The sequence below is a fragment of the Clostridium algifaecis genome (assembly GCF_017874415.1).
Lineage (GTDB): Bacteria > Bacillota > Clostridia > Clostridiales > Clostridiaceae > Clostridium_B > Clostridium_B algifaecis.
The window spans coordinates 1-9,574 of the sequence record NZ_JAGGLM010000036.1 but is presented as its reverse complement, the minus strand read 5'-3'; the positions used below and the strand labels follow the sequence as shown (position 1 = coordinate 9,574).

Below are 9,574 nucleotides of genomic sequence, written 5' to 3'. Positions count from 1 at the left end.
TACTACAATGTCAACACTAATTATAAATCCAAATAATGCAAATTAAGATTTTTTTATTATACTTTTGTATATATGTATTATAAACAATATTTAAATTTTGTGGATAACTTCTTGAATAGCTGCATCTATTTTGATATTATTAATAAAGGCCTGTGTATAATTCAAAAAATATTATGTTTATCCACAGGTGTGGATAAACATGTGGATAACTATAATATATATTAATTTATTCTTAGATATGGTTTAATATATATTATAGTCAATACTGTTAATTATATGCTGTTTATAATTTTTTTATTTAATATTTATATACTAAATTATAAACATGTGAATATTTTTATAAACAACTGGCAATTAATTATAATAAATTGTTTGTATATTGTTTATAAATTGTGTTTAATTAATTAAGACTGGAGGATATATAATGAATGCCTATTTACAAAAATTATGGGAGAAGACTTTAAATATTGTAAAAGGTGAAATTACGGAAGTAAGTTTTAATACATGGATTAAAAGTATTACTCCCATATCAATAGAAAATAATATTTTAAAATTAAGTGTACCAAATGACTTAACCAGGGGCGTTCTAAATAACAAATATAAAGATTTAATAATAAAATCTTTAAAAATTCTTACATCTAAAAAATATACAATTGAATTTCTAATATCCCAAGAAGAATCATTAGATTCACTCAGTGAAAAAGATTTTTCAAAAACAGAACATAGATCACAAACCATGTTAAATCCAAAATATACATTTAATTCATTTGTAGTAGGGAATAGTAATAGATTTGCTCATGCAGCTTCACTTGCCGTTGCAGAATCTCCTGCTAAAGCATATAACCCTTTATTCATATATGGCGGAGTAGGACTTGGAAAAACTCATTTAATGCATGCCATAGGACATTACATATTGGAAAACAATCCAAAATCAAAAGTAGTTTATGTTTCATCTGAAAAATTTACAAATGAACTTGTAAATTCAATAAAAGATGATAAAAATGTAGAATTTAGAAATAAGTATAGAAATATAGATATATTATTAATAGATGATATACAATTTATAGCTGGTAAAGAACGGACCCAGGAGGAATTCTTTCATACATTTAATTCATTATATGAAGCAAATAAACAAATTATTCTTTCTAGTGATAGACCACCAAAAGAAATATCAACATTAGAAGATCGATTAATATCAAGATTTGAATGGGGGCTTATAGCTGATATTCAGCCGCCTGATTTTGAAACTAGAATTGCAATATTAAAGAAAAAAGCTGACGTGGAAAAACTAAATATACCAAATGAGGTTATGGTATACATAGCAACAAAAATTAAATCAAATATTAGAGAATTGGAAGGCGCATTAATAAGAATAGTAGCTTTTTCATCTTTGACAAATAAAGAAATAAGTGTAGATTTAGCAGTAGAAGCCTTAAAGGATATAATATCAAGTAAACAATCAAAGCAGGTTACAATAGGACTTATACAGGATGTAGTCGCAAATTATTATAACCTAAAAATAGATGATTTCAAATCTGCAAGACGAACAAGAAATGTAGCTTTTCCAAGACAAATAGCTATGTATTTAAGTAGGAAATTGACTGATATGTCACTTCCAAAAATAGGAGAAGAATTCGGTGGCAGAGATCATACTACAGTAATACACGCTTATGAAAAAATATCTGGAAATTTAAAAGTAGATGAAAGTCTCCAAAACGCAATAAGTGAACTAACTAAAAGAATAAATCAAAAATAGTTATAAACAAATGTGTATAATTTTATTATTAAATATTGTGGATAAAAAATATTATTTATTTATTATTTAATACTGTGGATAAAGTCAATTTTTAATTAATTACTTATCCACAATTATTTTTCTTATTTTTTCCTTATAAATCAACGTATATTTAAGTTATACACATATAAACAGCCCCTACTACTATTACTACTAAAATATTATCTAATTATCTATTCTACAAAAGTACTTAAGGAGGATAAAATAATGAAATTTACATGTACTAAAACAAATTTACAAAATGCAATATTTACAGTACAAAAAGCAATTACAGGCAAATCATCAATGCCTATTTTAAATGGAATATTAATAGAAACTAATAAAGATAAGTTAATATTGACAGGATCTGATATAGATTTAAGTATAGAGACAAAAGTTGAAGCAGATATTTTTGAAGAAGGCTCTATAGTAATAAATGCACGATTATTTGGAGAAATAATAAGAAAATTACCTAATGACAATATAAATATAAGTACTACAGATGGTATTTCAACAGAGATATTATGCCAGAAATCTAAATTTAATATAATAAATATGAATAGAAATGATTTTCCTGAACTTCCAAAAATAAATGAAAATATGATATTTTCTATACCTGAAAATATATTAAAAAATATGATAAGAGAAACTATATTTGCTGCAGCACAAGATGAAACAAGACCCATACTTACAGGAGTTCTATTTGAAACAAAAAATAAAAATTTTAACTTAGTAGCATTGGATGGATACAGATTAGCACTTAAATCGGAAAAATTAGAAAATGACAATGAAATAAATGCAGTGATTCCTGCAAAAACTTTAAATGAAGTTTCAAAGATTTTAGAAGATGGAGAAAATAACGTAGATATAACATTTACTCCAAATCATATATTATTTAATTTAGGTAATACAAAAATCGTATCAAGACTTCTAGAAGGTGAATTTATTAAATATAATTCTATAATTCCTGAAGAATTTACTTTAAAAGTAATAGCTAAAAGAGAAGATCTTTTAAATTGTATAGAAAGAGCATCACTTATGGCTAAAGACAGTAATACCAATTTAATAAAATTAAATATTGAAGAAAATAATATGATAATAACATCAAATTCTCAATTGGGAATGGTTAAAGAAGAAGTAAATATAATTTTGCAAGGACAAGAACTACAAATTGCATTTAACTCAAAATATCTTATAGATGTTCTTAAAATCATGGAAGAAGATGAAATAATTCTGAACTTTTCAAGCAGTGTAAGTCCATGCGTTATAAAAAATAAAGATGAAAATAAAAATAATTGTACCTATTTAGTTCTTCCAGTAAGACTTTTAAATAACTAAAAATAAATAAATTGGAGATAATAGAAAATGAAAGAAGTAAAGATAAACACTGATATTATAAAATTAGATTCTTTTTTAAAATGGAGCGGCTCAGTTTCACTTGGTTCTGAGGCAAAATTTCTTATACAAAATGGAGAAGTTAAATTAAATGGGGAAATAGAAAAAAGAAGAAGTAAGAAATTATCAAAAGGAGATATAATTGAATTAAAAGGTGAAACTTATAAAGTTGTATAAAAACAACAAATGAAAACTTGATTAATTATGAATGCATATATTGTGATATAATTAAATTTAGGTGTTTTTTATGTATATAAAATATTTGCAACTTATTAATTTTAGAAATTACAGAGAACTAACTATTGAGCTTAATAAAAATATAAATATATTTATAGGCGATAACGCACAGGGAAAAACTAATATACTAGAAAGTATTTATTACTGTAGTATAGGCAAATCTTTTAGAACAAATAGAGATAAGGAACTTATAAATTGGAATGGAAAAGAATCTTATATAAAGTGTTATGTAGCAAGAGAAAGATTAGATAAAAAAATCGAAATAAAAATTTTTAAAGAAGGCAAAAAAGGAATAAATATAAATTCTATAAAAGTAAATAAATTATCTGATTTATTAGGAATATTTAACGTAGTTATGTTTTCACCTGAAGACTTAAAAATAATAAAAGAGTCACCTGCTTTTAGAAGAAAATTTTTAGATATGGAATTGTGTAAACTTAATAAAAAGTATTATTTTAACTTAGTTCAGTATAATAAGGTTTTAAACCAGAGAAATACTTTACTTAAAAGGTGGACTAATAAAAATAATGATATGTTGAGTATATATGATAAACAATTATCAAATTATGGAAAAGTAATCACAAACTTTAGAAATAAATATATAAAAATACTTAATCAAAAAGGTAAAATTATACATAATGATATAACTTCAGGTGTTGAAAAAATAGAATTTAAATATATTACCTCAATTAAAAATTTAAATAAGACTGAGGAAAATTTATTAGATAATTTAAAAAATAACCGAAAAAATGATATAGATAGAGGCAGCACATCTTGTGGACCACATAGAGATGATTTTAATGTTAGTATAAATGGTATTGATGTTAGAAATTTTGGTTCTCAAGGTCAGCAGCGAACCTCTGTTCTAACTTTGAAATTTGCTTCTTTAGAAATAATAAAAGATGTAATAGGTGAATACCCTGTTTTGCTTCTTGACGATGTCTTATCTGAGTTAGATAAAAATAGACAAAGATATATATTAAGCTCTATAAATAAAATTCAAACATTTATAACTTGCACAGGAATCAATGATATAAAAAAATATATTAAGGATGAATGTCAGTTGTTTAAAGTGAGTAGTGGCAGTGTAGTTAAAGTTTGATACCTGAAAGGAGATTGTTTATGTTTTTACATTTAGGTGAAAATATAGTTGTACCACTAAAAGATATAATTGGTATATTCGATGTTGAAACTTCAATGTATAGTTCTGATACTATCCAGTTTTTGCGAATGGCTGAAGAAGATGGATTTGTTCAAAGAATTACAAAAGATAAACCTAAGTCATTTATTATTGCTGAAGTAGACAAAAAAAGCAAGATTTATTTATCACCTATATCTTCATCTACATTAACTAAAAGATCAAAATCTATGTATTATGAATCTTAAAAGATAGGAGGAAAAGTATGCCTAAAGATAATAAAGAAACGTATGATGAAAATCAAATACAAGTATTGGAAGGATTGGAAGCAGTAAGAAAAAGGCCAGGTATGTATATAGGAAGTACTAGTTCCAGAGGGCTTCATCATTTGGTATATGAGATAGTAGATAATAGCATAGATGAAGCTTTAGCAGGGTACTGTAATGAAATAAACGTAACAATACATCAGGATAATTCTATAACAGTATCGGATAATGGAAGAGGTATGCCTGTAGGTATGCATCCAAAAATGAAAAAACCTGCAGTAGAAGTAATAATGACTATACTTCATGCTGGTGGAAAGTTTGGAGGAGGCGGATATAAAGTTTCTGGTGGTCTTCATGGAGTTGGAGCATCTGTTGTAAATGCTTTGTCTGAAATTTGTGAAGTTGAAGTTAAGAGGGAAGGCCATGTATGGAAACAAGTTTTTGAAAAAGGAAAGGTAGTAACAGGACTTAAAATTATAGGTGATAGCAATGAAACTGGAACAAAAATTCATTTTAGACCTGATGCTGAAATATTTGATGAAACTAAGTATGATTATGAAGTACTTGCTAGTAGACTTAGAGAATTAGCATTTTTAAATAAAGGTATAAAAATAAATTTGAAAGATGAAAGAGATGATAAGGGAGAACTTTTTCACTATGAAGGAGGCATAAAATCTTTTGTTAAATATCTAAATAGAAATAAACAACCAATTCAAAAAGAACCTATATATCTAGAAGGTGAAAGAGAAAACTGTTCATTAGAGATTGCTATTCAATACAATGATGGATATACTGAAAATATTTTTTCATTTGCAAATAATATAGATACAGTAGAGGGCGGAACACATCTTGCCGGATTTAAATCTGCACTTACTAGAGTTTTTAATGATTATGCAAAAAAATTCGGCATAATAAAAGAAAATGATAAGAACTTATCAGGAGAAGACATTAGAGAAGGTTTAACGGCTGTTATATCAATAAAACTCACTGATCCTCAATTTGAAGGTCAGACTAAAACTAAACTCGGAAATAGTGAAGTACGAGGTATAGTTGACAGTATAATGGGAGAATCTGTAAGTAATTATCTTCAGGAAAATCCACAAATAGCAAAGATCATTTTAGATAAATCGCTTATGGCATCAAGAGCAAGGGAAGCTGCAAGGAAAGCAAGAGAGATAACTAGACGTAAATCTGTGCTTGAAAATACATCATTACCAGGAAAACTTGCGGATTGTGCATCTAAACATCCTTCAGAATGTGAGATATATCTTGTAGAGGGTGATTCCGCAGGAGGTTCGGCAAAACAAGGAAGAGATAGAAAGTTTCAAGCTATACTTCCACTTCGTGGAAAGATAATGAATGTAGAAAAACAAAGATTAGATAAAGTTCTTGGTTATGAAGAAATAAGAGCTATGATAACTGCTTTTGGAGGCGGAATTGGAAAAGATTTCGATGTTGAAAAAATAAGATATCATAAAATAATAATGATGACAGATGCAGATGTAGATGGAGCTCATATAAGAACTCTTCTCCTAACTTTTTTCTACAGGTATATGAGGGAGTTAGTAGAGCAAGGACATGTTTATATAGCCCAACCTCCACTTTATAAAATATCCAAAGGTAAAAAAGAATATTATGCTTACTCAGATAAAGAACTTGAAGTGATTTTAGAGGACATTGGAGGAAAGGACAATAGTGTAGGCATACAAAGGTACAAAGGACTTGGAGAAATGAATCCATCACAACTTTGGGAGACTACAATGAATCCAGAAAATAGAACTCTACTTCAGGTAAATGTAGAAGATGCTATGATTGCAGATGAAATATTTACTATACTTATGGGTGAAAAAGTAGAACCTCGTAAGGCTTTTATAATAGAAAATTCTAAGAAAGTTGTAAACTTAGATATATAGTGTAGAGAGGTGTAATTTATGTTTGACGAAGGAAAGATTTTACCAGTAGATATAAGCAATGAAATGAAAAAATGTTATATAGATTATGCTATGAGTGTCATTGTAGGTCGTGCACTTCCTGATGTTCGTGATGGTTTAAAACCTGTTCACAGAAGAATATTATATTCTATGTATGAATTAGGATTGACTCCAGATAAAGGATATAGAAAATGTGCAAGAATAGTTGGAGATGTTTTAGGTAAGTATCATCCTCATGGAGATACAGCGGTGTATGATGCACTTGTTAGATTGGCTCAAGATTTTTCAATTAGGTATACTCTTGTAGATGGCCATGGAAATTTTGGATCTGTTGATGGAGATAGTGCTGCAGCTATGAGATATACTGAAGCTAGAATGAATAAAATAGCTCTCCAGATGGTTAGAGAAATAAATAAGAATACAGTAGATTTTGTACCAAATTTTGATGGTGAAGAAAAAGAACCATCAGTACTTCCATCAAGATTTCCTAATCTTCTTGTAAATGGATCAGCTGGAATAGCTGTAGGTATGGCTACAAATATTCCACCACATAATCTTAGGGAAGTTATAAATGGTGTAAATATACTAATAGATAATCCTGATGCAACAATAAGTGATCTTATGGAAGTTATTAAAGGACCAGATTTTCCAACAGCAGGAATAATACTTGGTACTTCTGGAATTAAAAGTGCATATGAAACTGGAAGAGGAAAAGTAATTGTAAGAGCTAAAGCTGAAATTGAAGATGAAAAAGGAAGAGATAGAATAATAGTTACAGAACTTCCTTATCAGGTAAATAAGGCTAAGCTTATAGAAAGTATGGCATCACTTGTTAAAGAAAAGAAGATTGATGGGATTTCAGATATAAGAGATGAATCTGATAGAGAAGGCATGAGAATAGTTATAGAGTTAAAAAGAGATGCCAACTCAAATGTAATTCTAAATCAACTATATAAGCATACAAAGATGCAGGATACATTTGGAATTATAATGTTAGCACTTGTTAATAATAAACCTCAGGAGTTAAATTTAAAAGAAATTCTTACTCATTATTTGAATTTCCAAAAAGAAGTAATAAGAAGAAGAACTAAATTTGATTTAGATAAGGCACAAGCTAGGGCACATATACTTGAAGGATTAATGATAGCCCTTGATCATATAGATGAGGTAATAAAGCTAATTAGGGCATCAAAAACTACAGAAGATGCTAGAAATGGTCTCATGGAGAAATTCGGATTGTCAGAAAAACAAGCTCAAGCTATTTTGGATATGAGACTGCAGAGACTTACTGGATTAGAAAGAGAAAAAATTGAAAATGAATATAATGAACTTACAATTACAATAAAACATTTGAAAGATATACTTGAAAATGAGCACTTGCTACTTCAAATAATTAAAAATGAATTGAATGAGATAAAAGATAAATATGGTGATGATAGAAGAACTGATATACAATTAAGCAATGATGATATAGATATTGAAGATCTGATTCAAGAACAGAATGTAGTAATAACACTTACACATTCAGGATATATAAAGAGGATTGCCGCAGATACATATTCTTCACAAAGACGTGGTGGAAGAGGAATACAGGCTATGACTACAAAGGAAAATGATTTTGTAGAGCATATGTTTATTACTTCAACTCACAATCATATACTTTTCTTCACTAATAAAGGGAGAGTATATAAATTAAAAGGATATGAAATTCCAGAAGCAAGTAGAACTGCTAAAGGAACAAATTTAGTTAATTTAATACCTATAGACAAAGACGAAAAGATTCAGGCAATTATAACATTTAAAGAATTTAATGAAGATAATTACTTTATCATGGGTACTAAAAATGGTCTGATTAAAAAAACACAAATAAGTAAATATTCATCCATAAGAAAAAATGGTTTGATTGCTATTAATTTAAAAGATGGTGATGAACTTATAGGTGTAAGGATGACTACTGGAGATAGTGAAATATTAATGTTCACAAGGAATGGATATGCTATAAGATTTAGTGAAAAAGATGTAAGACCTATGGGTAGAACTGCATCTGGAGTAAAGGCCATAACTTTAAGAGAAGACGATATAGCAGTAACTATGGATATTGTAGATGAGACATCAGAAGTTCTGGTAATAAGCGAAAATGGATTTGGAAAGAGAACACCTATATCTGAATATACTATTCATAGAAGAGGGGGAAAGGGTATCATTACTTATAAAGTAAGTGATAAAACGGGCCTCATTGTTGGAGCAAGAATGGTAAAAGATGGAGACGAAATGATGCTTATAAATACAAGTAATGTAGCCATAAGAATTAATGCGTCCGATATATCTACGACAAGCAGGAATGCTATGGGTGTTACTTTAATGAGAACAGAAGAAGAACAAAAAATAGTTGCAATTGCTAAAATAAATTGTGATGATAAAGTTGAAGAAAAAGAAATTCAAGATAAAGAATAAATATAAAGCTAATCTTATGTAAAAATATTATCTTGTTTTGAGTATAATAAAATTCTAATTTAGCCCCTATATATTAATACTATTAGTATATAGGGGATTTATATTATTAAAAGTTTATATGTTTTACTTATATATCTATATAATAATTAAAAATTTATAAATAAATGTATTGACATTATTTAAATGAAATGATATTATATAAAAGTCGCAGATGTTGTGACAGAGATTGTTAGAAAAAATGTTTTAAAAAGATATTGACGTTTTTATGACAATATGATATACTATAAAAGCTGTCTGAGGAGACAGCGAGAATGATCCTTGAAAATTAAACAGAGTAAGGATATATAAGTACAACTTATATAAGAAATAAACCAGCAAT

General features: G+C 27.9%; 7 protein-coding genes. All 7 read left to right on the top strand.

Annotated elements, in window-relative coordinates; genetic code table 11:
- Positions 1–424: 424 nt before the first annotated feature.
- Positions 425–1,756, top strand: a complete 1,332-nt coding sequence (gene dnaA / locus J2Z42_RS14080) for a chromosomal replication initiator protein DnaA (RefSeq protein WP_209703400.1) — start codon at positions 425–427, stop codon at positions 1,754–1,756.
- Between the two features lie 246 nt (positions 1,757–2,002).
- Entirely contained in the window at positions 2,003–3,112 is a 1,110-nt protein-coding gene (gene dnaN, locus J2Z42_RS14075) for a DNA polymerase III subunit beta (RefSeq protein WP_209703399.1), read from the top strand.
- 27 nt (positions 3,113–3,139) lie between these two features.
- Entirely contained in the window at positions 3,140–3,346 is a 207-nt protein-coding gene (locus tag J2Z42_RS14070; RefSeq protein ID WP_209703398.1) for an RNA-binding S4 domain-containing protein, read from the top strand.
- A gap of 70 nt (positions 3,347–3,416) precedes the next feature.
- Positions 3,417–4,508, top strand: a complete 1,092-nt coding sequence (gene recF / locus J2Z42_RS14065; RefSeq protein ID WP_209703397.1) for a DNA replication/repair protein RecF — start codon at positions 3,417–3,419, stop codon at positions 4,506–4,508.
- A gap of 20 nt (positions 4,509–4,528) precedes the next feature.
- Positions 4,529–4,792, top strand: coding sequence for an extracellular matrix regulator RemB (remB, locus tag J2Z42_RS14060; RefSeq protein ID WP_209703396.1), 264 nt, complete (start codon positions 4,529–4,531; stop codon positions 4,790–4,792).
- A 17-nt stretch (positions 4,793–4,809) separates the two neighbouring features.
- On the top strand, positions 4,810–6,723 hold the full coding sequence (gyrB, locus tag J2Z42_RS14055; protein WP_209703395.1) for a DNA topoisomerase (ATP-hydrolyzing) subunit B: 1,914 nt from the start codon (positions 4,810–4,812) through the stop codon (positions 6,721–6,723).
- Positions 6,724–6,741: 18 nt separating this feature from the next.
- A complete protein-coding gene (gene gyrA / locus J2Z42_RS14050; RefSeq protein WP_209703394.1) occupies positions 6,742–9,195 on the top strand; it encodes a DNA gyrase subunit A in 2,454 nt (817 codons plus the stop codon).
- The last annotated feature ends 379 nt before the right edge of the window (positions 9,196–9,574 follow it).